The 23522-nt window shown below is 70.5% G+C and carries 18 protein-coding genes; 12 read left to right on the top strand and 6 right to left on the bottom strand.

Annotation, left to right across the window (positions count from 1 at the left end):
• The first annotated feature begins 18 nt into the window (after nucleotides 1–18).
• From FHS07_RS15220 to FHS07_RS15195, 6 genes are all read left to right on the top strand, one after another.
• A complete protein-coding gene (locus tag FHS07_RS15220) occupies nucleotides 19–282 on the top strand; it encodes a hypothetical protein (RefSeq protein WP_183420724.1) in 264 nt (87 codons plus the stop codon).
• 116 nt (nucleotides 283–398) lie between these two features.
• Nucleotides 399–2828: a family 43 glycosylhydrolase gene (locus FHS07_RS15215; protein ID WP_183420723.1), complete on the top strand. Its 2430-nt coding sequence runs from the start codon at nucleotides 399–401 to the stop codon at nucleotides 2826–2828.
• 378 nt (nucleotides 2829–3206) lie between these two features.
• Entirely contained in the window at nucleotides 3207–4043 is an 837-nt protein-coding gene (locus FHS07_RS15210) for a class II fructose-bisphosphate aldolase (protein ID WP_183420722.1), read from the top strand.
• A gap of 5 nt (nucleotides 4044–4048) precedes the next feature.
• Nucleotides 4049–5491, top strand: a complete 1443-nt coding sequence (locus FHS07_RS15205; RefSeq protein WP_183420721.1) for an FGGY-family carbohydrate kinase — start codon at nucleotides 4049–4051, stop codon at nucleotides 5489–5491.
• 37 nt (nucleotides 5492–5528) lie between these two features.
• Complete coding sequence (locus FHS07_RS15200; RefSeq protein ID WP_183420720.1) at nucleotides 5529–6977, top strand: FGGY-family carbohydrate kinase; 1449 nt, start codon at nucleotides 5529–5531, stop codon at nucleotides 6975–6977.
• A gap of 64 nt (nucleotides 6978–7041) precedes the next feature.
• Nucleotides 7042–8385, top strand: a complete 1344-nt coding sequence (locus tag FHS07_RS15195; RefSeq protein ID WP_183420719.1) for an FGGY family carbohydrate kinase — start codon at nucleotides 7042–7044, stop codon at nucleotides 8383–8385.
• Nucleotides 8386–8388: 3 nt separating this feature from the next.
• Here the strand turns inward: FHS07_RS15195 and FHS07_RS15190 are convergent, their stop codons facing one another.
• Nucleotides 8389–9135 carry a UTRA domain-containing protein gene (locus tag FHS07_RS15190; protein ID WP_183420718.1) on the bottom strand — a complete coding sequence of 249 codons (747 nt, stop codon included), beginning with the start codon at nucleotides 9133–9135 and terminating at the stop codon, nucleotides 8389–8391.
• 236 nt (nucleotides 9136–9371) lie between these two features.
• Here FHS07_RS15190 and FHS07_RS15185 point away from each other — a divergent pair, with 236 nt between their 5' ends.
• The 5 genes from FHS07_RS15185 (at nucleotide 9372) to FHS07_RS15165 (ending at nucleotide 14943) form a co-directional block, all read left to right on the top strand.
• Nucleotides 9372–10442 (top strand): sugar ABC transporter substrate-binding protein, encoded by a 1071-nt coding sequence (locus FHS07_RS15185; protein WP_183420717.1) that lies wholly within the window; start codon nucleotides 9372–9374, stop codon nucleotides 10440–10442.
• A 31-nt stretch (nucleotides 10443–10473) separates the two neighbouring features.
• The gene (locus tag FHS07_RS15180; RefSeq protein WP_183420716.1) at nucleotides 10474–11979 is read left to right on the top strand and encodes a sugar ABC transporter ATP-binding protein; all 1506 of its coding nucleotides are present in this window, start codon (nucleotides 10474–10476) and stop codon (nucleotides 11977–11979) included.
• Nucleotides 11976–12998 carry an ABC transporter permease subunit gene (locus FHS07_RS15175; protein WP_183420715.1) on the top strand — a complete coding sequence of 341 codons (1023 nt, stop codon included), beginning with the start codon at nucleotides 11976–11978 and terminating at the stop codon, nucleotides 12996–12998. Before FHS07_RS15180 ends, FHS07_RS15175 begins: the two co-directional genes overlap by 4 nt.
• 27 nt (nucleotides 12999–13025) lie before the next feature.
• Complete coding sequence (locus FHS07_RS15170; RefSeq protein ID WP_183420714.1) at nucleotides 13026–13592, top strand: SIS domain-containing protein; 567 nt, start codon at nucleotides 13026–13028, stop codon at nucleotides 13590–13592.
• Between the two features lie 283 nt (nucleotides 13593–13875).
• A complete protein-coding gene (locus tag FHS07_RS15165) occupies nucleotides 13876–14943 on the top strand; it encodes an SDR family oxidoreductase (protein ID WP_246383615.1) in 1068 nt (355 codons plus the stop codon).
• A 33-nt stretch (nucleotides 14944–14976) separates the two neighbouring features.
• On the opposite strand, the gene FHS07_RS15160 is transcribed toward FHS07_RS15165, so the two are convergent.
• The 5 genes from FHS07_RS15160 to FHS07_RS15140 form a co-directional block, all read right to left on the bottom strand.
• On the bottom strand, nucleotides 14977–16545 hold the full coding sequence (locus FHS07_RS15160) for a deoxyguanosinetriphosphate triphosphohydrolase family protein (protein ID WP_221189511.1): 1569 nt from the start codon (nucleotides 16543–16545) through the stop codon (nucleotides 14977–14979).
• 116 nt (nucleotides 16546–16661) lie between these two features.
• Nucleotides 16662–18989 carry a beta-xylosidase/alpha-l-arabinosidase gene (locus FHS07_RS15155; RefSeq protein ID WP_183420712.1) on the bottom strand — a complete coding sequence of 776 codons (2328 nt, stop codon included), beginning with the start codon at nucleotides 18987–18989 and terminating at the stop codon, nucleotides 16662–16664.
• 6 nt (nucleotides 18990–18995) lie between these two features.
• A complete protein-coding gene (locus FHS07_RS15150) occupies nucleotides 18996–19871 on the bottom strand; it encodes a carbohydrate ABC transporter permease (RefSeq protein ID WP_183420711.1) in 876 nt (291 codons plus the stop codon).
• The gene (locus FHS07_RS15145; RefSeq protein ID WP_246383613.1) at nucleotides 19868–20881 is read right to left on the bottom strand and encodes a carbohydrate ABC transporter permease; all 1014 of its coding nucleotides are present in this window, start codon (nucleotides 20879–20881) and stop codon (nucleotides 19868–19870) included. Before FHS07_RS15145 ends, FHS07_RS15150 begins: the two co-directional genes overlap by 4 nt.
• 11 nt (nucleotides 20882–20892) lie before the next feature.
• On the bottom strand, nucleotides 20893–22179 hold the full coding sequence (locus FHS07_RS15140; protein ID WP_183420710.1) for an ABC transporter substrate-binding protein: 1287 nt from the start codon (nucleotides 22177–22179) through the stop codon (nucleotides 20893–20895).
• Between the two features lie 172 nt (nucleotides 22180–22351).
• Between FHS07_RS15140 and FHS07_RS15135 the strand changes: the two genes are divergently transcribed.
• A complete protein-coding gene (locus FHS07_RS15135) occupies nucleotides 22352–23353 on the top strand; it encodes a LacI family DNA-binding transcriptional regulator (protein ID WP_183420709.1) in 1002 nt (333 codons plus the stop codon).
• Nucleotides 23354–23522 lie beyond the last annotated feature (169 nt).

The following is a 23522-nucleotide window of genomic DNA, read 5'->3' as shown; positions in this document are numbered from 1 at the left end:
CGGCAAAGGAGCCGCGACATGAAGATCCGTCTCGCCCCGATCACGCTCGCGACCTGGTCGCGCTGCCTCGCGGGGAAAGCGCTGGTGACCGCGCAGGCGGGAGCCGTGTTCGCAGCGGCACCCGTGACGGTCGCCGCCGGCGACCTCGCCGCCCGTGCCGTCACGATGCGTCTCACCGCACCGTCGGCCGGCGTGGGCTCCTCCCTCGCCCGGAGCACCGTCCACGGGGCTCCGGTCACGACCCCGATCCGCACGCCGGGGGAGGCGCGGGCCCGCGGCTGACGAGCGGCGATCCGCCGCTCCCCACGACGTCGTCCGGGGTCGGGCTTCTCCGGCCCCGCGCGACACACGACTCTTCGGAGTCGACGAACTCCCCACACCATCGAAGGAGAGAGAACGTGCAACGAACACAGACGCGACGCACCCCGTTCCGGGTGCTCGCACTGGCCGCAGCCGGGGTGCTGCTGGCGGCGGGCTTCGCCGTCACCACCCCCGCCAACGCCGCACAGGAAGAACTCGTCGTCAACGGCGGCTTCGAGGACGGCACGACGTCGTGGTTCTCGAACAACGGCAACGCCGCCGACGGAGCCGCCCTGGCTTCCACCACCGACGCCTTCTCGGGATCGCAGGCGATCCGCGCGACGGAGCGCAAGACGACCGGCTCGGGCCCGATGCAGGACCTCTCCGGCAAGCTCCAGGCGGGCCAGACGTATACGGTCAAGGCCCGGGTGAAATACGACAACCCCGCCAGCCCCGCGACGAAGCAGTTCTTCGTCACGATGCACTACGGCGGCGGCACGTACACCAACCTCGGCAGCGCCACCCCGGCGCGGGGCGAGTGGGGCTACGTCAACTCCACCTTCACCATTCCCGCAACCCAGAGTGTCGCCACCACCCGCCTGTTCATCGAGACCCCGTGGACGTCGGCCGAGAACGCCGCGGCCGCACCGGCGACGCACCTCCTCGACTTCACCGTCGACGACGTCTCGCTCGTCGGCGCGGCGCCGCCCGCACCGCCGTCCAAGACCATCGAGGTCGTCGGCAAGCTGCCCGGCGAGCACAACCCCCTGATGGGTCACAAGTTCGGCGCCGACGGGTACGGCTTCGTGCACGACGGTCGCGTGTACATGTACATGACCAACGACACGCAGGGGTACGCGCCCGACTCGAACACCGGTGTCTCGCCGCAGATCAACTACGGCGCGATCAACCAGCTCACGCTGATCTCATCGGACGACCTGGTGAACTGGGTCGACCACGGCGAGATCCAGGTGGCGGGCCCGAACGGCATCGCCCCCTTCACAGGCAACTCGTGGGCTCCCGGCATCGAGAGCAAGGTCGTCGACGGCAAGGAGAAGTTCTTCCTCTACTACGCCAACGGGGGTGGCTCCAGCAACGTCGTGACCGGCGACTCCCCGCTGGGTCCGTGGACGAGCGAGCGAACGAGCACGCTCATCAACAGCAGCACCCCGGGCGCCCAGGGCGTGAACTGGCTGTTCGACCCGGCACCGCTCGTGGACGACGACGGCAAGCAGTATCTGTTCTTCGGCGGAGGTCCGGCCTCGACCAGCTTCCCGGCGGAGGAGCGCTTCAACAACCCGAAGAACATCCGCGTCATCGAACTCGGCGACGACATGATCTCGACCACGGGCACCGCGGCCGTCGTCGACGCCCCGGTCGCGTTCGAAGCGGCTCAGGTGTTCAAGCGCGGCGAGAAGTACTACCTGTCGTACTCGTCGCACTTCGGCGGCAACGACTTCGGCGGTAACCAGCCCCGCGTACCCGGCTACCCGGGCGGCGGCGAGATCGGCTACATGATCTCGGACGACCCGATGTCGTGGCCCAAAGAGGCCTACGCCGGCGTGATGTTCCCGAACCAGTCGCAGTTCTTCGGAGCGGGCACCGGCGGCAACAATCACCAGTCGGCGTTCGAATACGAGGGGAAGTTCTACTTCTCGTACCACGCACCGACCCTCAACAAGCGCATCAACGGCAACACCACTCAGGGGTACCGCAGCGCTCACCTGCAGGAACTGACCTTCAAGGAGGACGGGACCGTCAACCAGGTCGTCGGCGACTACGCGGGAGTCGAGCAGGTGCGCGACTTCACCCCGTTCCGCACGTTCGAGGCGGAGACCCTCGGCTGGACCAAGGGCATCGCGACGGCGAAGATCGACGGCGGATCGACTGAGTTCGGTGACTCGGCCCCGAACCTCGTCGTGAAGGACATCGACAACGGGGACTGGACGGGTCTGTCGTCGGTGGCGTTCGGCGAGAACGGCGCCGCCACCGTCACCGTCACCGCGAAGGTGAAGCCGCTGCAGTCCGGCGGAAAGATCGACGTGCGAGCGGGCAGCGCGACGGGCGAGATCCTCGGGACGATCGACGTGACCGGCGCCGCCGGTCAGTGGACCGAGCTCTCGACCGACCTGACGGGTGCCACCGGAACGCAGGACGTGTACTTCACGTTCAGCGGACCGACCGGCGACCTGTTCGAGGTCGACACCTACGCGTTCTCCGAGGCGGAGGCGGCTCCGTCGCTCGACGTCGCGGCGACGGCGTCGGTGCGGTGCATCGCCGGTAAGGCGTATGTCGCGGTGCAGGTGACGAACAACGACGAGACGGCCATCGCGGCCGACCTGTCGTCGTCGTTCGGCGCGAAGTCGATCGCCTCGGTCGCCGCCGGGAAGACCGCCTCGCACGTCTTCACCACCCGTCAGGCGAACCTGAGCGCCGGTGCGGTCGCGGTCACCGCGACGGCGACGGTCGCCGGGCAGGAGGTGCAGTCTCAGCTGGATGCCGCCTACCCGGCGCACTCCTGCGGCTGAGCCCACCGCCTCTCGGTGCGGGTCCCGCGCCCGCACCGAGGGGCATCCGGGCTGAGCCCACCGCCTCTCGGTGCGGGTCCTGCGTCCGCACCGAGAGGCATCCCGCGTTCCCGCGTGTCGATCGTGGTACGAGGTCCGCACCCGCGCCGACGCCCGCGCGTGCGCCCACCCCTGCCGAGACCGCATGTCTGCGGCGTCACTCGTCCGCGGCGTCGGCGAACGGGCGCGGTCCGGCATGTTGCGATCGGGTTGTACGTACAGACTAGACGATACGTACGTTACGCATTAGGCTGACATCGCCGCGGGAGGTCTCGCGGGCGGAGCGATCCGGCGTGCACGAGCGCGCGGCCTCCGTCACAGCACGCGGGAGGAACACCCATGCCTTTGGTCAGCGGACACGATGTCATCCGGGAATGCACGGATCGAGGGTTGGTCGCCGGAGCGTTCAACACCACCAACATCGAAACGACGATGGGCATCATCGACGCCGTCGAGCGAGTGGGGGTGCCGACGTTCATCCAGGTCGCGCCGACCAACGTCGCCCTCTCCGGCTACGAGTACATCTTCGACATGGTCGCGCGGCGTCTCGCCGAGACCGCGGTCCCCGTCGCGCTGCACCTCGACCACGGCAAGTCGCTCGACGCCGTCGAATCGGCCCTGGCCGCCGACTTCACATCCATCATGATCGACGCGTCCGAGGAGTCGTTCGAGGAGAACGTGGCCACCTCGGCGAGGGCGCGTGAGATGTGCGGGAGCGCCATCGCGCTCGAAGCGGAGCTCGGCAGCATCGGCGGCAAAGAGGACGACGTCGCACCCGAGTACGCCAGCACGACCGACCCCGCGCAGGTCGCCGACTTCGTGACCGCCGTCGGCTGCGACATGCTCGCCGTATCGGTGGGCAACGTGCACGGCTACGCACCGAACGCCCGCATCGACTTCGATCTGCTCGAGCGCGTGCGCGCGGCCAGCGCGGTGCCGCTCGTCATCCACGGCGGCTCCGGGCTCCCCGAGGAGCAGCTCGGTCGTCTCGCGGCGTTCGGCGTCGTCAAGGTCAACGTCGCCAGCGATCTGCGCAACGCGATGATCCGCAGTTTCGGCGAGGCATATGCGGCCAACCCGAACGAGAATTCCCTCATCCGGGTGTCCCTCGACGCCGTGTCCGCGATCGCCGAGGTCGTGGAGCGACGCATCCGCGTGCTCAACCCCTCCGTGTGACGCGCATGACCCCCACGATCACGGTCGACATCGGCACGACCAGCATCAAGCTGTGCGCGTTCGACGGCGACGGTTCCCTGCTGGCCGCGCACCGCGCCGACACCCCGACGATGACCGACGGCGTCGGTGCGGTCTACGACGTCGCGGTCCTCCTCGCCGAGATCCGCGGCTTCGTCGACGGACTGGATGCCGCGACCCGTCGTTCCGTGCAGCGGGTCGCCATCGCCGGAGTGGGGGAGTCCGGCGGCCTCGTCGCGCCCGACCTCACCCTCATGTCGCCGATGATCCTGTGGCACGATCATCGCGGCGCCGGGCTGCTCGCGCCCTTGAGCGACGACGATCGCGCGCGTGTTTACGCGGTGACCGGTCTGCCGGTCAACGCGAACTACGCGCTGTCCAAGGTCGCGTGGGCCCTCGGGCACGCCGACGGCGACACGGATCAGGCGCTCTGGCTGAACGTCTCGGAGTACGTGGCGGCGCGGCTGACGGGCCGCCGGTGGGCGGAGCCATCGCTCGCGAGCCGCACGATGGCCCTCGACCTCGGCACCCGCCGCTGGTCGCGCGAGGTGTGCGCCCTCCTGCGTGTCGATCCCGGGGTCTTCCCGATCCTCCGCCCCGCCGCGCAGGGCGTCGCGATGGACCCCGAGACCGCGCGGGAGTGGGGCCTCGACGAGGTCACCGTGCACGTGGCCGGCCATGACCACATGGTCGGCGGCGTGGGCGCCGACCTGCAGCCGGGGGAGATGCTCGACTCGACCGGGACCACCGAGGGGATCCTGACGCTCCTCGACCGCCCCCGACGCGATGCCGCGACGGCGGCGACCAGGGTGGCCGGAGGGCTCGCGTGCGACGGTGAGCGCTACACGCTCTTCGCCTCGATCCCCACCGGCGGCTCCGCCTTCGCCACGCTGCGGACGCTGCTCGACAGGGAGGCGGCGGACCTCGTCGCGCTCGTCGCCGATGCCCATCGTGCCTGGCTCGCGGGAGACGTCGACCTGGACCGCCTTCCCCTCGTGCTCCCGCGGTTCCGCGGCGGCCCTCCCCCCGAGAAGGATGCGAGCGCGCGCGGCGCGATCGCCGGCATCCAGACCGACACCACCTCGCTCGAGCTCGTGCTCGCCTGCTTCCTCGGGATGGTGCGGGAATTCGTCGACACCTGGGCCCTGTTCGATCGCCCCCTGGACCGGGTCAAGGTCATCGGCCCCGCGAGCGCCAACCCGCTCTGGTTGCAGCTGAAGGCCGATGCCCTCGGGGTGCCGGTCAGCGCCGCCGGGTTCCCCGAGATCGTCTCGCGCGGCGCGCAGGCGCTCGCCCACGGCGTCCGCCTCCCGTGGAGCGCGTCGCGTCCGCACGACGTGCAGCCCGACCCGCGGCGCACCGCCCTGATCGCCGCCTGGGGAGAGCGCACGGCCGCCCGGTGGGACCACCTGAAACGGATGCCGTCATGAGCGCCACCGATCCGACCACCGAACGAAAGGCGCAGCGATGAGGCTCGTCGCGGGAATCGACTCGTCCACGCAGAGTTGCAAGGTGACGGTGCGCGATCTCGACACCGGTGCGTGCGTCCGAGAGGGGTCGGCCCCCCATCCTCCCGAGACGATCGTCGATCCCGAGGTGTGGTGGACAGCGCTCCTCGCCGCGGTGGATGCGGCCGGGGGGATCGACGACGTGCTCGCCGTCTCGGTCAGTGGCCAGCAGCACACGCCGATCTTCCTCGACGTCTCCGGCGCCCCGGTGGCCTCCTCGCCGCTGTGGAACGACCTCGGCTCGCACCCGCACATGCTCGCCCTCAACGCCGAGCTCGGTCGAGACACGTGGATCCGCCGGACGGGCCTGCCACTCACCCTCTCCGACACGGTCGTGAAGGCCCGGTGGCTGCGCGACGAAGAGCCGGATGCCGCGGCCCGCACCGCCGCGATCGCCGTGGTGCACGATTGGCTCACCTGGCGGCTCCGCGGCTTCGGTCCCGGGACGGGCGGGGTCGACGAGCTGGTGACCGACCGCTCGGAGGCCTCGGGCACCGGGTACTGGTCGGGGGAGACGGGGGAGTACACCCGCGATCTGCTGCTCCATGCCTTCGGGCATGCGGTCGTGCTGCCCGAGGTCCTCGGCCCGCTCGACCGTGCCGGGGTCACGGCGGACGGCCTCCCCGGCATCCCACCCGGCATTCCGATCGGCGTCGGCAGCGGTGACAATGCCGCAGCGGCCCTCGCCCTCGGTCTCGCGGAGGGCGACGCGGTACTGAGCCTGGGGACCTCGGGCGTGGTCTACGCGCGCACCGCCGCCCCCGTGCACGACTACGCCGGGTACGTGTGCAGCTACGCCGATGCGACCGGCGACCACCTGCCGATCGTGGCGACGCTGAACGCCGCGCGCAATCTGCAGGTGGGGGCTGAAGTGCTCGGATGCTCGCACGACGAGCTGGCCGCGCTGGCGCTGTCCGCGCAGCCCGGCGCAGAGGGGCTGACGGTGCTGCCCTACTTCGAGGGGGAGCGGACGCCGGACCTCCCGCACGCGCGCGGGGCCGTCCTCGGCGCGAGCCTGCGCAACTTCACGCGCGCCAACCTCGCGCGGGCGATCGTGGAGGGGACGGTTGCGAGCCAGGTCGCGATGCTCGACGCGCTCGCCGCGTGCGGGGTGCGATCGCGTCGCCTCCTCGTGATCGGCGGGGCCGCGAAGAACCCTGCTGTCCAGCGCGTGCTTGCCGAGCTCGTCGACCTCCCTCTGGCGGTCCCCGCCCCCGATGAATACGTGGCGAAAGGCGCCGCGATGCAAGCCGCGGCGGCCCTGACGGGCGTATTCCCGGAGTGGCCCGCCGAGATCGTCGCGATGTCACCCGCGCCGCCCGCCCCGCAGATCGTGCGCCAGCATCACGAGGCGCAGATCGCCCTCGGCTACGTCGTCGGGAGGCAGCCGGCGCCCGCTCACGTCTGACCGTCGCCGATAGGGTCGATCTCGAGGGCGTCGGCCGCCCTCGACTTCCCGGGAGGACTCGACGGTGACCCTCAGTGCGCGTCTGCCTGTCGCCGTCGGCGTCGATGTCGGCAGTACGAACACGAAGGTCGTCGCCCTCACCGCCGAGGGCGCCGTGGTCGCCCGCGCGAGTCGACCCACGCGGCGCGCGGGTGCCGATCTGGCCGTCGACGCCGCCGCCCTGGTCGCAGCCATCGAGGACATGGTCGTCGAGGTGTGCGGCGACAGTCGCGTCATCCACGCACTGTGCGTCGCCGGCATCGGGGAGGACGGCGTGCTCGTGGACGACGAGCTGCGCCCGCTGACCCGGGCGCTGGCGTGGTTCGATCCGCGACGTCGCGACGAGTTCCGGCGCCTCCGGCCCCACCTGCGCGACGACGAGCGCTTCGACGTCGACACCGATGCCGTGCGCACACTCGTGGGGTGGCGCTGGGCCCGGTCTCAGCCGGGGGCCGGCAGGGCGTCCGCGTGGGTCGCCCTCACCGACCTGCCCGCCGTGACGTGGACGGGGCGCCCCTTCCTCAGCGACACGCTCGCGCCCCGGACCGCCGCCTGGCGCAGCGTCGATCGGCGATGGGTCGATGAGCGCGTGACCCTCACGCTCGGGGACGCGTCACTGCTGCCGCCCGTCCTGTCGACGGGCGAGATCATCGGCGAGATCACCTCGGGCGTGTGGGCGGAGGCCGGGGTGATCGCCACGGATGCGATCGCCGTCGTCGGCGGCCACGATCACCCCATCGGTGGCTGGGGCGTCCAGCTCATGGTGCCGGGGGCGGTGCTCGACTCCATGGGCACCGCCGAGGTCGTCGTGGCGCAATCGGCCGTGCCCCGCAGGCGCGGCGGCGACCACGTGGACGTCGCCCCCGGCATCCGTTCGACGGGCAGTACCCTGCTGCGCGTGGAGGAGCTGGCCCGGAACGTGCAGTGGGCCTCGCGCGACCCCGAGGTGGCCCGTGCCATCCGGCACCTGCTGATCGGCAGGGATGCTCCGCTGCCGCTGTGGGATTCGGGGTGGTTCACGCCTGGCGAGCGAGGCGGGGGCGAGCCGTCCTACGCGGGCGACGTGCCGGCCGACCCCCGGGTGCGGGCGTCGGCCGTGCTCGGGGCTCTCGCGGTCGCCGGGCGCGAGGCCATCCACGCGGTGCGGCGCGACGTGGGCGGGATCGCCGCGGTGCGGATGGCCGGGGGGTGGGTGCGCTCGCCGGGGTGGATCGCGTTGAAGTCCGCGGTCAACGGCATGCCGGCGGTGCCGGTGCTCGAACCGGAGGTGACGGCGGTGGGCGCGGCGCTGTTGGCCGCGACCGCGCGCGGGTGGCATCCGGATCCGGTCGACGCGCTGGGCGGTTTCGCGACCGGGATGCTGGGCTGAGCGTCAGCTGGCCGAGACGCTCACCTCGAGCGGGATGACGTCGGTGAGCACCCACGTCTCGTAGTAGTCGAAGCGCACGCCGTCGGCGGCCCACGACGTCGAACGTACGCGCAGGACGGGATGGCCGCTCTCGATCCCCATGTGCGCCGCGACCTCGGCGGGGGCGGCGAGGGCGTGGATGACCCGCTGCGCGCCGCTGCTGATGAACCCGGCCGTCCGTAAGTGGCTGTTGAGCGAGGCCGAGCCGTCGAGGACCCCCGGATCGCTCTCGAGGGTCTTCGCGACATCGCGGGGGAACCAGTTGGTGCTGAACATCGCGGTGCGGCCGTCGAGGGCCCTTACGCGTTCGAGGGCGAAGACCTGCGTGTCGGGTCCTACCCGCAGGGCGTCGGCCACGTGGGCGTCCGGCGAGATGTAGCCCGTACCGACGACCGTGGTGGTGATGCCCGTGCGCCCGTGGCGCAGCTGCGACTCGAGGAAGCCTTCCTGGATCGTCCACCCGGCTGTCTGGTCGGGGACGCTCGCGAACACGCCGCGGCGGGGGATGCGGTGGGCGTAGCCGTCGTTCTCGAGCTTCGTGAGGGTCTGACGCACGGTGGCGCGTGACAGGCCGAAATCCCGGCAGAGCTCGAGCTCGCTCGGCAGGCGTTCCTCCTCCGCGATGTCGCCCTGGGCGATGCGCTCGCGCAGGATGTCGTAGAGCTGCTCGTAATACGGCACGGGCGAGGCCCGTTCGATCGTGTGCGCCACGTGATCCCCCTCGTCGTCGTGCGCATCATCGCGCCTTCGTCGTACGTTTGGTTCCGACTGTACAGACGGTGCGGATACCCGATCCCGCGAACCCCCGCGCGAGTCGTCCTTTGCATCTTCCGGATGACGCTGTACATTCTGTACGTACAACACGTACGATACGGGCAGGGCTTCGGTCCTGTACAGCGACACCGCCATCAATCCAGAGGCTTCTGCACTTCAGAGAGGAAGTACGCATGCGAACTTCACCCATCACCGGACTCGCCCTCCTCGGCGCCGGCGCGCTGCTGCTCGCCGGGTGCGCGGGAGGCACCTCGACCACGGACGCCGGCGGGTCCGGCGACCCTGCCGACACCCCGCTGAGCTACTCGCAGCCCCACACCGACCCGTTCCAGAATGCCGAGAACGTCGGCTCGATGGAGCGCTTCGCGGAGCTCGGATACGCCACGATCCCGGCCACCAACGCCGACCGCGACGCCGCGCAGCAGATCACCGACATCCAGACGCTCATCAACAAGGGCGCCAAGGGCCTGGTGATCTCCGTGGGCGATGCCGACGCGATCGTGCCCGCCATCGAGTACGCCAACGACTCCAGCGTCCCGATCGTCGCGATCGACGAGGCGCCCGCCTCGGGCAAGATCGCGATGATCGTGCGCGCCGACAACGTCAAGATGGGCGCGCTCGCGTGCGAGGAGATGGGCAAGCGCGTCGCCGCCGACGCCGTCGTCATCACGCTCGACGGCGACCCCGTCACCTCGAACGGTCGCGACCGCACGAACGGCTTCAACGACTGCATGGCCGCGAACTACCCGGGCGTCAAGCTCGTCAACGTGGCGACCGAGTGGGACCCGGCGAAGGCGGCATCCGGCATCGAGACGGCCCTGAACCAGTACGGCAACGTCGCGGGCATCTACAACCAGAGCGACGCGACCTTCTTCCCGACGATCCTCGACACGCTCAAGTCGGCGGGCAAACTCGTCGCGGCCGGCGAGTCGGGCCACATCGTGCAGGTCTCGGTCGACGCGAGCCCCATGGCCATGACCGCGATCCGCGACGGATGGCTCGATGCCGCCGTGGCCCAGCCCATGACCGACTACATCGACTACGGCGTCGAGTACCTCACCCGTGCCATCAAGGGCGAGACCTTCGAGGCGGGCGAGACCGACCACGGCAGCACCATCGAGGAGCGCAACGGCAACCTCGTCGACCTGCTGCCCACCCCCGTCGTGACCAAGGACAACGTGGAGGACCCGGAGCTCTGGGGCAACAAGCAGTTCGCCCTCGACGCCTTCGGCGCCACCAAGTAATCGGCCACCACCCCTGCGAGACGGAGACGTCATGACCACCCCATCGACCACCGTGCCCGCCATCCAGATCGACGGCGTCAGCAAGACCTACGGTGCGACGAAGGCGCTGCAAGACGTCTCCGTCTCGATCCTCCCCGGCCAGGTCCACGGCCTGATCGGGCGCAACGGCGCGGGCAAGTCCACGCTGCTGCGGATGATTACGGGCCTGGAGACGCCGGATGCCGGGACGGTGTCGTTCTTCGGCGAGGCCGCACCCCCGGCATCCGACCCGAAGGCCTGGCAGCAGCGCGTCGCCTGCGTGTACCAGCGTCCCTCGGTGTTCGCCAACCTGACCATCGCCGAGAACCTCTTCGCCGGGCGGTTGCCCACCGCGGGGGCGCGAGTGTCGTGGGGGCGGATGCAGTCGGAGGCGGAGCGCATCCTCGACGAGTGGAACATCCGGCTCGACCCCAAGATGCTGCTCGCCGACGCCCCGATCGAGGAGCGGCAGATGCTCACGATCGCCAAGGCGCTCGAAGCGGGCACGCGGATCGTCCTGCTCGACGAGCCCACCGTTCAGCTCGAGGGCGGAGCCATCCGTCGCCTGTTCGACAAGGTGCAGGAGCTGCAGCAGGCCGGCGTGACGTTCGTGTTCGTGTCGCACTTCCTCCGCGAGGTCACGGCGATCTGCGACTCGGCCACGGTGCTGCGCGACGGCCGGCTGCTGTGGTCGCGAACGGGCGACGACATCCGCTCCGACGACCTCGTCGACGCTCTCCTGGCCGGACAGGAGCAACGTCGCCACCGCGCCGAGAACACCGCCCCCACCGGTGAGGCGGGCACGGCGGTGGAGCTGCGCGGGGCGACCGATCGCGAGGGCGCCTTCACCGACGTGACCCTTTCGGTCGCACCGGGCGAGCTCGTCGCCATCGGTGGCGTCGGCGGATCGGGCAAGTACTCCGTGGGTGAGGCGATCGCCGGGCTCCGCGCTCTCGGTTCGGGCGAGGTCGTCGTAGCCGGTGCCGCGATCCGCACCGGCGACGTCAAGGCGAGCCAGCGCGCGGGCGTCGGATTCGTCCCGGCCGACCGTCACCGCGACGGGTACGTCCCCCAACTGAGCGTCGCCGAGAACATGACCATGGGCGTCATGGACCAGCTGGCCCCGCGGGGATTCTTCTCGCCGCACCGTCAGACCGAGATGTCGCGCACCCTCATCGCCGACGTCGCCCTCGTGCCGCCGAACCCGAAGCTCGCCGTGTCCGGCCTGAGCGGCGGCAACCAGCAGAAGGTCGTGCTGGCCCGGGCGCTCGCGCGCAGCCCACGAGTGCTCGTGCTCATCTCGCCCACCGCGGGCGTCGACATCGCCGCCAAGGACGCGATCTACGGCCTGATGCTGCGGGCGCTCGCCGACGGCGTCGCCGTGATCCTCATCTCCGATGACGTGGAGGAACTGCTCGTCAGCCCCCGCGTCCTCATCATGCGCGAGGGACGGATCTCGTCCGAGCTCGCCGATCCCACCGAAGAAGACATCGTTCGAGCCATCGAAGGCCTGGAGTGAACACCGTGCGAACCACCGTCGTCAGAACCCCCGTCAGCACCCCCAACCCGGTCGTGCGCACCGTCGTGAAGAACGTGCGCGAACTGAGCGTCCTCCCCGGGCTCATCATCGTCGCGATCGTCGGCGCGATCGTCAGCCCCGCGTTCCTCTCGGCGGCGAACCTCACCCTGATCCTGCGCCAGTCGGCCGAACTGGGCATCGTCGTGATCGGCCTGACCTTCATCCTCATCACCGGCAAGCTCGACATCTCGCTCGAGTCCACGGTGGGACTGGCACCCATGGTCGCGGCGTGGCTCATGGTGCCCGCGGTGATGGGGGGACTGGGGTCGGAGGTCGGCCCGGGCGTCGCGATCCTGGCGACCCTCGCCATCGGTGTAATCATCGGGTTGATCAACGGCTTCCTAGTCGTGAAGGTCAAACTCGATCCATTCATCGTCACCCTCGCGATGCTCATCCTGTTGCGTGGCATCACCCTCGGTATCAGCCAGGGCAAGACCCTGGCCGGACTCCCCGAGGCCTTCCGCTACGTCGGTTCGGCCCGGTGGGCCGGCATCCCCGCCGCCATCTGGATCACCGGCATCCTGTTCCTCGTGGCCGGCCTCGTGCTGCGCTACACGGCCTGGGGCCGGGCGCTGTACGCCATCGGTGGCAACGCCGACGCCGCCCGCGCCGCCGGCATCCGCGTGGACGCCGTCCTCATCACGGCCTTCGTCGTGGCCAGCGCCCTCGCCGCCTTCGCCGGCATGATGCTCGCGGGTCGTCTCGCCTCGGTCACGAGCGGTATGGGCGACAACCTCATCTTCAGTGCCCTGGCGGCCGCCGTCATCGGCGGCGTGCAGCTCAACGGCGGGCAGGGCCGGATCGTCGGGGCGCTTCTGGGCGTGCTGCTGCTGGGTACCCTGACCAACGTGCTGACGCTCGCGGGCGTCCCCACCTTCTGGATCAACGCCGTCTACGGCGCGGTCATCCTCCTCGCGCTGCTGATCGGGCGCTGGGGCGGCCGTACCTCCACCCACTGAGCCCGTCCGGCGCAGAAAGGACCATCCATGTCGGATTTCCGTGAGATCAGTTCCACCGTCGTCGACGAGTTGGGGGAGGTGTTCCGCCGGGTCCCCCTCGATCAGATCGACGCCGCGCTCGACGCGCTCGAGAAGCACCAGCGCATCTTCGTCCTCGGTATCGGCCGTGAGGGTCTCGGGTCGAAGGCGTTCGCGATGCGCTTGACCCACTTCGGCAAGACCGTGCACTGGGGTTGGGACGACACCACGCCCGCCGTCACCGCCGACGACCTGTTCATCATGCCCTCGGGTCCGGCGAACATCCCGCACCTGCATTACATCGCCGAGCAGGTGAAGAAGACGGGTGCGACTCTCCTGGTGGCCACGGCCGTGCCCGACGGTCCCACCGCGCAGCTCGCCGACATCGTGCTGACCGTCCCGGCTCACACCTACGGCGCCGACGACCCGAGCGCTCTCGTGCCGACGATCCAGGCGATGGGGAGCCTCTTCGAGCAGTCGCTCTGGATTTTCTGGGACGTGCTGTACCTCATGCTCGTTCGTCGCACGGGGGCGAAGTTCGACGATCTCGTCGCGCGCCACCGCAACTTCGAATGACCCGCCCGGATGCCCCGGCCCCGTTAGAGAGGGGCCGGGGCATCCGGCTTTCGTGCCAATGTCGGGGCGAAGGGCCCGGGTGTGGGGGATGCCGGCGATCCGCCGAGCCGACGTCGTCCTACACATCCCGGCAGCCCCGCTAGGGTGCGCCGGGGACCGCGCGGGGAGCGGGTCCATGTCGCGCAGCATCCGCCGATCGCAGACGCGTCCCGCCGTGTCGGGGAATACTGCGCGAGCATCGCTCGTTCCCCCGGATCCACTCGATTCGATCGGAAGAACGCTCTTGACTGATTCCTCACACGCCCTCGTGGTCGGCGCGACCGGTATCGCCGGCGGTGCCCTCCTCGACCGTCTCTCCGACGACGGGTGGGCGGTGACGGCCCTGTCCCGGCGGCCCGGCGCGGAGCGTCCCGGTGTGACCTGGCGATCAGCCGATCTGCGTTCGCCCGAGGCGTTGCACCGCGCCCTGCGAGGCATCCCGATCACCCACGTGTTCTTCACCGCCTGGTCGCGGCAGGACACCGAGGCCGAGAACATCGCCGTCAACGGCGGCATGGTGCGCGACCTCCTGGCGGCGCTGGCCGACGCTCCGGTGCGCCACGTCGCGCTGATGACGGGATTGAAGCATTACCTCGGCCCCTTCGAGGCATACGGACAGGGAGAGATGCCCGACACCCCGTTCCACGAGGACGAGCCTCGACTCGATGTCGACAACTTCTATTACGCCCAGGAGGACGAAGTCTTCGCGGCCGCCGAACGGCAGGGCTTCAGGTGGTCGGTCCACCGCTCGCACACGGTGTTGGGCCACGCGGTCGGGAATGCGATGAACATGGGCCTCACGATCGCCGTCGCCGCGGCCATCAGCCGTCACACCGGTCGGTCGTTCATCTTCCCCGGGAGTGAGACGCAGTGGAACGGCCTCACCGATGTGACCGACGCCGACCTGCTCGCGAACCAGATGGTGTGGGCGAGCACTCACCCCGAGGGTGCCGATCAGGCCTTCAACACGGCCAACGGCGACGTGTTCCGCTGGCGGTGGATGTGGCCGCGCATCGCGGCCGACCTCGGTGTGGAGGCCGAGGGCTTCGACACCTCACCTCGACCGTTCGAGCAGCAGATGGCCGACGCGGCACCGGTATGGGCCGCGATCGTCGAACAGCACGGACTCATCGAGCCCGACATCACGCGTGTCGCCTCGTGGTGGCATACGGATGCCGATCTCGGCCGCGACATCGAGGTGATGACCGATATGTCGAAGAGTCGTCTCGCCGGCTTCGTCGAACATCACCGCACGCGCGACTCGTTCACGCGCCTGTTCGAACGGTACCGCGCCGCGCGTCTGATCCCCTGAGCGGGTGCTCCCTCGGGTCGCGGACGGGCGAACTCACAACCGCTGGCCCAGCGCCCACAGCCGGTCCGCGCGCCCCGAGATCGCCTCCGACAGCGCCAACGCCTGCGCATCGGTGAGGGATGCCACGTAGTCGACGATTCCGCGGGAGCGGGCGAGCGTCTCGGCCTCGGCATCCGACGGCCGCCGTCCGGCGGGCAGGGCGGCGTACTGCTCGCGGGCGAGGGCGATGAGCTCGCGCAAGCGCCGCGGGGTGCGCGCGCGATCGCGGTCGTCGTCGAGCCACTCGTCGAGGGCGCGCACCGAGCGGGCGAGGATGCGGCTCATGCCGCGCTGCTGGATCGCGAGGTCGGGGCGGCTCAGCACGAAACGCTTGTGGACGAACTTCAGCACCTCCACGTGGTGCCACGCCCACGGTGACAGCACCACGGGACCGGCGCGCGGGGTGTCGAGCGGCCGCAGCCGCGCCGACTCCTGGAACCGCCGGATCCACCGGTCGGTGAAACCTGCGAGCCGGCGTTCGGCCGTGAGGGAGCCGTCGAAGGGTCGGGCGAGCAGGTCGGTGACCATCTCGGCATCCACGTCGCTGACGGCGTCGAGGAAGGCTTCGTCGTCGGCGATCCACGGGTCGTCGCGGCGCATCTTGCGGCGCAGGCGCTCCAGGCCCGCGCCGGGGGCGAGCTCGGCGCGCACCTCGGCGTCGTCGCGCGAGCGCCATTCGAGCACGTCGTCGAGCCAGCCGCGGAACTCCGCCGCGATGGGCGCGTGATCCAAGATGCCGGCGCGGTAGAAATCGTCGACGTCGTGCACCGAGTAGGCGATGTCGTCGGCGAGGTCCATCACGGCGCCCTCGATGCTCTGGCGCAGGGGCTCGGCATCCACCCCCTGCCGGGCCTCGGCGAGGTCGGCGAGATCCAGGTCGTACGCCGAGTACTTGTGCACGCTATACGCGCCGTCGGAGGAACGACGGATGCCACGGGGCGCGCCGATCCGCTCGATCTCGGTCGCCTCGACCGACGGTGCCCACGGATATTTCGCCGATGCCGAGCGCACCGCGGCGGTGAGGTTGAGCCCGCGCGGCGCGTTCTCGACCACGTCGAGCGCGGTGAGGATGCGGTACGTCTGTGCGTTGCCTTCGAACCCGTCGGCGAGGCCCAGCTCGGTGCGGGCGAGACGGTCGAGCGTCGACTCGCCGAGGTGACCGAAGGGCGGGTGCCCCAGGTCGTGCGCGTAGGCGGCGGCCTCGACGACGGTGGCGTTGCACACCTCGCCTTCCCCCGCGCGGCGCGACCGGGTGTTGAGCTGCAGGGCGACGACCCGCGCGATCGCGCTGACCTTGAGCGTGTGGGTGAGGCGGTTGTGCACGGGCGCCCCGCCGATCGAGGGCGACACCACCTGCGTCACGGCCGAGAGCCGTGAGAAATACGGCGAGAACTGGATGCGCTCCAGATCGATCGACCACGGATCGGCGCGGGCGTCGTCGCGATCGGGGAAGACACGGGATGCCGGGTTCTGGACGGTGCCGCGGGCGCCGGGGTTCTCGCCGGCCGGCGTGGAGGCGCCGGCGTCCGCGGCCGGGGGAGCGGTCTCGTCTTGAAGTGTCATCGGGTCCTTCCGCGGCGGCGATGGCGTCTGTCAACGCTAACGCGGATGGGGCGGGTGGTCACCGCGCCGTCGCGCTCTGCCGGCGTCGCGGCCTCGCGTGCATACGCCGCGCCGCCTCAGCCCCGCCGCACCTCCACGTCGACCACGCGCGCATCGCTCACGCTCAGCTCGTACACCGGGCCGGTGATCCGCAGCGGCACAGCGGCATCCACCGACGCGCACGAGGACCCGAGCCGCAGTTCGACCTCGCCCGGCTCGACGACGCGACGCATCGCGCGATCGGTGTACGCCAGGCGTGACGCGGGAACGGTGAGACGCACCTCCGCGGTCTCGCCGGGCTCGAGCTCGACGCGTGCGTACGCCGCGAGCGCGGCGACGGGCCGCGTGACGCTCGCCACGGCGCGGTGCGCGTAGACCTGCACCACGTCGGCTCCGCGCACGGCTCCCGTGTTCGTCACGCGGGCGGTCACGGTGAACGCGTCACCCGCGCGGACCTCGGCGACGGATGCCGACTCGCCGGCGCCCACCCCGTCCACCCGCAGCTCTTCGCGGGCGAACGTCGTGTACGACAGCCCGAAGCCGAACGGCCGTACGGGCGTCGGGTCGGTGCTCGTCACGCCCGAGGGCCCGCCCAGCAGCGGGTGCAGGTAAGAGTACGGCTGCGACCCGGCGGAGCGGGGGAGCGAGACGGGCAGACGGCCCGAGGGCGTGGCATCCCCCGCGATGAGGGATGCGAGCGCGGGCGCCCCCTCCTCACCGGGGAAGAACGCCTGCAGCACCGCGGCGGGACCGTCGGCGGTGTCGAGCGCCCAGCTCAGGGCGTACGGACGCCCGGTCAGCAGCACCAGCACCACCGGGGTGCCGGTCGCGACGACCGCCTCGACGAGCTGACGCTGTACGCCGGGCAGATCGAGGGAGTCGGCGTCGTTGCCCTCGCCGACGGTGCCGCGGCCGAAGAGCCCGGCGCGGTCGCCGACGACGACGATCGCGACCTCGGCCTCGCGGGCCGCCGCCACCGCGGCGTCCATGCCCGAGAGGTCCGCATCCTCCACCTCGCAGCCGAGGGCGTACGACGCGTCGCCGAAGCGCGCCGTCAGGGCGTCGCGCACGGTCGGCATCGACAAGCCCAGCGGTACCCCCGGGTGATGTGCGAGCACGTGATTGGCGAACGAGTAGCAGCCCATCAGCGCGTCGGTGCTGTCGGCGTTGGGTCCGATGACCGCGATCCGACGCCCCGGGGCGAGGGGCAGGACGCCGTCGTTGCGCAGCAGCACGACCGACTCCTCCGCGAGGCGGCGGGCCAGCGACCGGTGCTCGGCGTCGTCGAGGTCGATCGAGGTCGGGGGCTGCGAGAAGTCTGCGTCGAGCAGACCGAGCTCCTCCTTCTCGGCGAGCACGCGGGCGACGGCGCGATCGACCACGGCTTCGGGGAGGGCTCCGGATGCCACCCGCTCGGCCAGGTGCGGATATGCGTCGGGTCCGGGCAGTTCCACGTCGATCCCCGCCTCCAGTGCGAGTTGCGCCGCTTCGCCGAGGGAGCCGGCGACGCCGTGCATCGAGCGCAAGAACTCCACGGCGAAGTAGTCGGACACGACGGTGCCGTCGAAACCCCAGCGGCGGCGGAGGAGGTCGGTCAGCAGCTCCGGGTCCGACGCCACGGGCACCCCGTCGATCTCCGCGTACGAGTTCATGATGCTGCGGACCCCGCCGTCGCGCACGGCCATCTCGAACGGCGGCAAGAAGACGTCCTGCATCTCGCGTCGGCCCGCCGAGACGGGGGCGTGGTTGCGTCCGGCACGCGAGGCGGAGTACCCCACGAAGTGCTTGAGCGTCGCGTGCACGCCCGCCGCCTGCAGGCCGCGCACGTACGCGGTGCCGATCGTTCCGACGACGTACGGATCCTCGGCGATGCATTCGTCGACGCGGCCCCACCGTGCGTCGCGCACGACATCGAGCACCGGCGCGAGTCCCTGATGCACGCCGACCTCGCGCATGGAGCGGCCGATGGCGGATGCCATGAGTTCCACGGCATCCGGGTCGAACGACGCGCCCCAGGCGAGAGGTGTGGGGAACGTCGCCGCCTGCCAGGCGGCGAAGCCCGTCAAGCACTCCTCGTGGACGAGAGCGGGGATGCCGAGACGGGTCTCGGTCTGCAGGCGTCGCTGCTCGCCCCACAGCCACTCCGCGCGCTCGACCGGGTCGACGGGTCGCGTGCCGTAGACGCGGGTGAGATGGCCGAGGCCGTGCACCGTGGCATCCGTGTAGGCGGTGGTGGTGACCTTCTCGCCCGAGAGGGGCGCGACGACCTCGTCGCCCTGATCGACCCAGTAGCCGACGAGCTGCGCCAGCTTCTCGTCGAGGGTCATCTCGGCGACGAGCGCCTGCACCCGGGGGGAGACCCCGGGGGTGAGGGCAGCACCGACGGCGGTGTCGTTCATGGTCATGGTCGATCAGCCCTTCACGGCGCCGGTGAGGCCGCCGACGATGCGCCGCTCGAACACGCTGAAGAACAGCAGAGCGGGGATCATGGACAGCGAGGTGAATGCGAGCACGCGCGCGGTGTCGACGGAGTACTGCGACGCGAAGGCCTGTGTACCCAGCGGCAGCGTGTACGCGGCTTCGTTGTTGAGGATGAACAGCGGCAGCATGTACGAGTTCCAGCTGTTGACGAAGGCCAGGATGCCGACCGTCACGACCGCGGGCACGGCGAGCGGCAGCACCATGCGCCAGAAGAACCCGAGGCGGCCGAGGCCGTCGATGGATGCCGCTTCCTGCAGCTCCTGCGGGATGGCGGCCAGGAACGGCGACAGGATGATGATCGTCAGCGGCAGCGCGAAGGCGATCTGCGGCACGATGACGCCCGCCAGCGAGTTCGTCAGTCCGAGGTTGCGCACCAGGATGTACAGCGGCGTGATGGCGACGGTCATCGGGAACATCAGGCCCGCCGTGAACAGCGCGTACAGGGCGCCGCGTCCGCGGAACCGGTAGCGGGCCAGGGCGTACGCCGCCATCATCCCCAGCGCCACGACGAACAGGGTCGTCGCGACGGCGGCGATCGCGGAGTTGCCGACCTGGCCCCAGAAGACGCCGCTGGCGAGGACGTCGGCGTAGTTCTGCCAGTTCCACACGGTCGGTAGGCCCGCGGGGTCGACGGTGATCTCGGCGTTGGAGCGGAACCCGCCGAGGATGATGTAGACGACCGGCGCGAGCATCATGCCGATCAGCAGCAGGGCGACGAAGCCGACGACCACGGACGAGCGGCGACTCGCCCCGGCAGGACGCCGGCGCGGCGCCTTCGGTGCGATGAGCGTGGCGGTTGCGGTCATTTCGAGCCTCCCGTGAGGGCGCCGGCCGTGTCTCGCCGCAGCACGAAGCGCTGGTAGACGAGGGCGACGGCGAGCGAGATGAGGAACATGACCACGGCCACGGCGCTGCCGTAGCCGAAGCTGCCGGCGTTGCGGCCGTTCGCGACCATGTACGTGGCCATCGTCGAGGTGCCGGCGGTCGAGGCGACGTACTGCCCCCAGATGATCCAGACGAGGTCGAACAGCTGCAGCGAGCCGATGATCGACAGGAACGCCCAGATGCGGATGGTCGGTCCCATGAGCGGCAGCACGATGTGCCGCTGGATCTGCCAGTAGGAGGCGCCGTCGATCGCGGCCGCTTCGCTGAGCTCCTCGGGGATTCCCTGGAGGCCGGCGAGGAAGAGGATGACGGCGAAGCCGATGTACTTCCACGTGATGATGATCAGCAGCGTCCAGATCGCCAGGGCGGGGTCGGAGATCCAGTCGGCGCGGAGGGAGCCGAGACCGATCTTCTCCAGCGCCCCGTTGAGCGCTCCGCCGGACTGGAGCAGGAGGCCCCAGCCGAGACCGACGACGACCTCGGAGATGACGTAGGGCACGAAGATCAGCACGCGGATGAGCGACTGCGCGCGCATCTTGCGGTTCAGCAGCAGCGCGAGCCCGAGGGCGAGGGGCCCCTGGAGCACGAGCGAGCCGACGACGATGAACGCGTTGTGGCCGAGCGCCTCATGGAAGGCGGGGTCGGTGAGGATCGTGACGTAGTTGCGGATGCCGACGAAGTCGACCGGTGTGCCGAAGCCCGACCAGCTGTAGAAGCCGTAGTAGGCGGCGAGCGCGACCGGCAGGATGACGAACGAGACGAAGACGACGAGGGCAGGCCCCAGCAGGATCGCGAGTTCGCCGCGGATACGCCAGTTCTCACGGCGCCGCCGCACGGGCGGCCGCCCGGCCGAGGCGACGCGAGCGGCGTCGTCCCCGACCGGGCGGTCCACCCCGGCCGTTGTCGCCTGGGAGGCGAGTTGACTGGTCATGTGCGGTGTCCTCAGGAGCGGGCGGCGGCCGCGTTGACGCCGTCGACGATGTCCTGCGGGCTGCCCTTGCCGGCGAACATGTCGACTACGGCGACGTTGAGCGCATTGCCGATGTTCTGGCCGTAGAGGGTGTCCAGCCACACCGAGACGTAGGGCGCGTCGGTGTAGGCCTGCAACGCCGACTGCAGGGCGGGCGTGGTGACGGCACCGGTCGCCTCGCTCGAGGCGGGGATCGTCTGGAAGGCGTCGGCGTAGCGCTCCTGGTTCTCCTGGTTGACCACGAAGTTCAAGAAGTCGGTGCACTGCGCCGGAGCGTTGACCCAGCACGAGTACCCGTCGACGCCGCCCATGATCGCGCCCTCTTCGCCGTCACCGCCGGGGACCTCGGGGAACGGGAACCAGCCGAGGTCGGCGAGCGGCTGCTCGTCGGGGGTGAGCGAGGCGATCACGCCGGGGTTCCACGCGCCCATCAGCTCCATCGCCGCCTGGTGATTGGCGAGCAGGCCGGCCGACGAACCGGCGCCCTGCTGGGCGGCGGTGGTGAGGAAGCCTTCGTTGAACGGCTGCGTCGCGAGGAACGACTGCAGGTTCTCGCCTGCGTCGAGCCAGCAGGGGTCGTCGAAGCTGCGGGTCTCGGCCGCGGCATCCAGGACGTCCTTGGCACACGCGCGCAAAGCGAAGTTGTAGTACCACTGCGCAGCGGGCCACGCGTCCTTGGCGCCCACGGCGATGGGGGCCACGCCGGTCGCGCGGATCTTCGTGTTCGCCGCTTCGAGGTCGGAGATGGTCGCGGGAGCCGCGGTGACACCGGCGGCGGTCAGCAGGTCCTGGGAAGTGAAGATCCCCGAGGGGAGCACGGCGACGGGCATGCCGTAGTTCTTGCCGTCGACCTCGAACGCGCCGAGCGAGGCGCCGAGCACCGTCTTCGTCTCGGGCGAGATCTTGTCGGTGAGGTCCATGGCCTGACCTGCCTCGACCATGTCGGCGAGCTTGCCGCCGCCCCGCGCCAGGAACAGGTCGGGGGCGTCCCCGGAGTTCAGGGCGGTCTGGAGTTTGCCGTCCAACTCCTCGTTCTGCAGAGCCTGGATCTCGATCGTGACGCCGGGGTTCGCTTCTTCGAAGGCGGCCGCGGTGTCTTCCCAGTACTGCTTGCCGTCGCCGGTGGTGGAGTTGTGCCAGAGCGTCAGAGTGACCGAGCCGTCGGCGTTCTGGCCGCTTCCGCCACCGGCGCAGCCGGCGAGGGTGAGGGTGCTGGCGACGGCGAGGGCCGTTCCGGCGAGGATCGTGCGCGTTTTCATGTGATTCCCGTTTCTCTTCGTCGAGGTGCGTCCGCGGGGGAGCGTCGGTGGTGAGCGGCGGCGGTGCCGTCTCGCGGGGCGGTGCCGTGTCCCCGGGTCTGAGCAGTGTGACCCGGCGCGAGAGGGTCGTCAAACGTTTTCGAAAATGTTTTCCACGCTAGGGTCGGGTTCCATGACGCGACGATCGACCATCCACGACGTCGCCGCCGCGGCCGGTGTCTCGGTCGCCACGGTGTCGAAGGCGGTGAACGGCCGCTACGGGGTCGCGCCCGCGACGGTGGAGAAGGTCCTGGATGCCGTGCGGTCGCTCGGCTACGAATCCAGCCTCGTCGCCAGCAGCATGCGGTCCCGGCGCACCGGCGTGATCGGGGTGCTGGTGGCCGACATCGAGCCGTTCTCGGCCGAGATCCTCAAGGGCGTCGGGGGAGCGCTGTCCGGCACCGGGTACGACCTGCTCGCCTACACCGGTGCACGTCGAGACGGCGAAGGGTGGGAGCGACGCTCGCTCAGTCGGTTGAGCGGCACCCTGATCGACGCGGCCATCATCGTGACGCCCACCGTCGTCAACGTCGCCGGGGAGGTGCCGATCGTCGCGATCGACCCGCACACGGGCCGCGGCGACGTGCCCACCGTCGAGTCCGACAGCTACACCGGCGCTCAGCAGGCGGTCCACCATCTCGTGCAGCTCGGTCACCGCCGCATCGGCTTCATCGCCGGACGCCCCGACCTGCATTCGGCGGTGGCGCGGGCCTCGGGCTATCGCGCGGGACTGGCGGCCGCCGGCATCCCGTTCGATGCGTCCCTCGTCGGCGTCGGTCGCTACGAGCAGGACGTGGCGCGCGAGGCCGCCGACGGGATGTTGGCGCTCGCCGACCCGCCGACCGCGGTGTTCGCGGCGAACGACCTCTCGGCGCTGTCCATCGTGGATGTCGCCCGCGGGCGGGGGCTGCGCGTACCGGACGATCTGTCGGTGGTCGGCTTCGACGACGTACCCGAGGCGGCACGCGCCCAACCCGGGCTCACGACGGTGCGCCAGCCGATGAAGCGCCTCGGAGCCGAGGCCGTGCGGATGGTGCTCGCCCTCCTTTCCGGCGAGGACCTGCCCGAGACGCACATCAAACTGCCCACCCGTCTCGTCGCGCGGGGGACGACAGCGCCGCCGCGCGGACGCTGAGCCGGCGCCGCGCCGGGGTGCCGGCATCCGGTGACCTCCGGAGACCTCGGACGCTCCGCCGGATGTCGGCTCCGCCCGGGGGCGCACGGTGAGGTGTGGCGCGCGCCGGGCACGTTCGCCGCCCCCGCCACGGCGTCCGCGCGGTCGGCCGGGCGACGTGTCGTCGCCA

It is taken from the genome of Microbacterium proteolyticum, from assembly GCF_014192415.1.
GTDB classification, from domain to species: Bacteria; Actinomycetota; Actinomycetes; order Actinomycetales; family Microbacteriaceae; genus Microbacterium; species Microbacterium proteolyticum.
Note: the sequence above shows the minus strand (reverse complement) of the source record. Positions and strands in the feature narration are given on the sequence as shown.

Excerpts from the sequence above, each read along its gene's own strand:
- FHS07_RS15220 (WP_183420724.1), top strand. The coding sequence starts at position 19 with ATGAAGATCCGTCTCGCCCCGATCACGCTCGCGACCTGGTCGCGCTGC.
- FHS07_RS15210 (WP_183420722.1), top strand. The coding sequence starts at position 3,207 with ATGCCTTTGGTCAGCGGACACGATGTCATCCGGGAATGCACGGATCGA.
- FHS07_RS15205 (WP_183420721.1), top strand. The coding sequence starts at position 4,049 with ATGACCCCCACGATCACGGTCGACATCGGCACGACCAGCATCAAGCTG.
- FHS07_RS15200 (WP_183420720.1), top strand. The coding sequence starts at position 5,529 with ATGAGGCTCGTCGCGGGAATCGACTCGTCCACGCAGAGTTGCAAGGTG.
- FHS07_RS15185 (WP_183420717.1), top strand. The coding sequence starts at position 9,372 with ATGCGAACTTCACCCATCACCGGACTCGCCCTCCTCGGCGCCGGCGCG.
- FHS07_RS15180 (WP_183420716.1), top strand. The coding sequence starts at position 10,474 with ATGACCACCCCATCGACCACCGTGCCCGCCATCCAGATCGACGGCGTC.
- FHS07_RS15170 (WP_183420714.1), top strand. The coding sequence starts at position 13,026 with ATGTCGGATTTCCGTGAGATCAGTTCCACCGTCGTCGACGAGTTGGGG.
- FHS07_RS15160 (WP_221189511.1), bottom strand. The coding sequence starts at position 16,545 with ATGACACTTCAAGACGAGACCGCTCCCCCGGCCGCGGACGCCGGCGCC.
- FHS07_RS15155 (WP_183420712.1), bottom strand. The coding sequence starts at position 18,989 with ATGACCATGAACGACACCGCCGTCGGTGCTGCCCTCACCCCCGGGGTC.
- FHS07_RS15150 (WP_183420711.1), bottom strand. The coding sequence starts at position 19,871 with ATGACCGCAACCGCCACGCTCATCGCACCGAAGGCGCCGCGCCGGCGT.
- FHS07_RS15145 (WP_246383613.1), bottom strand. The coding sequence starts at position 20,881 with ATGACCAGTCAACTCGCCTCCCAGGCGACAACGGCCGGGGTGGACCGC.
- FHS07_RS15140 (WP_183420710.1), bottom strand. The coding sequence starts at position 22,179 with ATGAAAACGCGCACGATCCTCGCCGGAACGGCCCTCGCCGTCGCCAGC.
- FHS07_RS15135 (WP_183420709.1), top strand. The coding sequence starts at position 22,352 with ATGACGCGACGATCGACCATCCACGACGTCGCCGCCGCGGCCGGTGTC.